Source organism: Flavobacterium sp. GNP011 (assembly GCF_056428925.1).
In genome coordinates this window covers 1-1,500 of the sequence record NZ_JBWJVJ010000046.1, presented here as the reverse complement: position 1 = coordinate 1,500, position 1,500 = coordinate 1, and the positions used below count along the sequence as shown (strand labels likewise).

1 protein-coding gene is annotated in these 1,500 nt (G+C 41.1%); it reads left to right on the top strand.

Going from position 1 to position 1,500, the window contains the following annotated elements; translation table 11 throughout:
* On the top strand, nucleotides 1-1,500 hold a 1,500-nt coding region (locus AC061E_RS16540), incomplete at both ends, for a hypothetical protein (protein ID WP_478287240.1).

Genomic DNA, 1,500 nt, shown 5'->3' with positions numbered 1-1,500 from the left:
TCACAGGAACTGTTTCGGGAATTGACAAAACGATGGTTGGATTGTCGAATGTGGACAATACCAGCGATGCCAACAAACCAGTTTCTACGGCTGCGCAATCAGCCTTGGATTTAAAAGCAAATTTAGCCTCGCCAACTTTCACAGGAACTGTTTCGGGAATTGACAAAACGATGGTTGGATTGTCGAATGTGGATAACACCAGCGATGCCAACAAACCAGTTTCAGCTGCTGCGCAATCATCCTTGGATTTAAAAGCAAATTTGGCTTCGCCAACTTTTACAGGAACGGTTTCGGGAATTGATAAAACAATGGTTGGCTTGGCGAATATAGACAACACCAGCGATGCCAATAAACCAACTTCAGTAGCAACACAATCAGCTTTAGATTTAAAAGCCAATTTAGCTTCGCCTACTTTTACAGGAACCGTTTCGGGAATTGATAAAACTATGGTTGGCTTAGCAAACGTTGATAATACTTCGGATGCAAACAAACCTGTTTCAGTTGCTGCGCAAACCGCTTTAGATTTAAAAGCAAATTTAGCTTCACCAACTTTTACAGGAACGGTTTCAGGAATCGATAAAACGATGGTTGGCTTAGCAAACGTTGATAATACTTCGGATTTAAATAAACCAGTTTCTTCTGCTACTCAAACTGCTTTAGATTTAAAAGCACCATTGAACTCACCAACATTTACAGGAACGGTTTCGGGAATTGATAAAACGATGGTTGGATTATCGAATGTAGATAACACCAGCGATGCGAACAAACCAGTTTCAGCTGCTGCGCAATCATCCTTGGATTTAAAAGCAAATTTAGCTTCGCCAACATTCACAGGAACCGTTTCAGGAATTGATAAAACGATGGTTGGACTTGGAAATGTGGACAACACTAGCGATGCGAACAAACCAGTTTCTACGGCAACACAATCAGCTTTAGATTTAAAAGCAAATTTGGCTTCGCCAACTTTTACAGGAACGGTTTCGGGAATTGACAAAACGATGGTTGGATTGTCGAATGTGGATAACACCAGCGATGCCAACAAACCTGTTTCAGCATCAACGCAATCAGCCTTGGATTTGAAAGCAAATTTAGCTTCACCAACTTTTACAGGAACTGTTTCAGGAATTGATAAAACGATGGTGGGATTATCGAATGTAGACAACACTAGCGATGCGAGCAAACCAGTTTCAGCTGCTGCTCAAACTGCTTTAGATTTGAAGGCAAATTTAGCTTCACCCACTTTCACAGGAACTGTTTCTGGAATTGATAAAACAATGGTTGGATTATCGAATGTAGACAACACTAGCGATGCGAACAAACCAGTTTCTACGGCAGCGCAAACTGCTTTAGATTTGAAGGCAAATTTAGCTTCACCCACTTTCACAGGAACCGTTTCGGGAATTGATAAAACGATGGTGGGATTAGCAAACATTGATAATACTTCTGATGCGAACAAACCCGTTTCAGCTGCTGCACAATCAGCTTTAGATTTAAAAGCGA